Origin of the sequence: Citrobacter sp. Cpo089 (genome assembly GCF_030332695.1) — a bacterium.
GTDB classification, from domain to species: Bacteria; Pseudomonadota; Gammaproteobacteria; order Enterobacterales; family Enterobacteriaceae; genus Citrobacter; species Citrobacter portucalensis.
In genome coordinates this window covers 1-279 of the sequence record NZ_JAOWHJ010000012.1, presented here as the reverse complement: position 1 = coordinate 279, position 279 = coordinate 1, and the positions used below count along the sequence as shown (strand labels likewise).

The 279-nt window shown below is 47.0% G+C and carries 1 rRNA gene; it reads left to right on the top strand.

The features are described from left to right. Positions 1–122 precede the first annotated feature (122 nt). Positions 123–279 (top strand): 16S ribosomal RNA (locus OGX92_RS01895); the annotation flags it as partial.

Below are 279 nucleotides of genomic sequence, written 5' to 3'. Positions count from 1 at the left end.
CAATCTGTGTGGGCACTCGAAGATACGGATTCTTAACGTCGCAAGACGAAAAATGAATACCAAGTCTCAACGAGTGAACATACGTAATTCATTACGAAGTTTAATTCACGAGCATCAAACTTAAATTGAAGAGTTTGATCATGGCTCAGATTGAACGCTGGCGGCAGGCCTAACACATGCAAGTCGAACGGTAGCACAAAGGAGCTTGCTCCTTGGGTGACGAGTGGCGGACGGGTGAGTAATGTCTGGGAAACTGCCCGATGGAGGGGGATAACTACT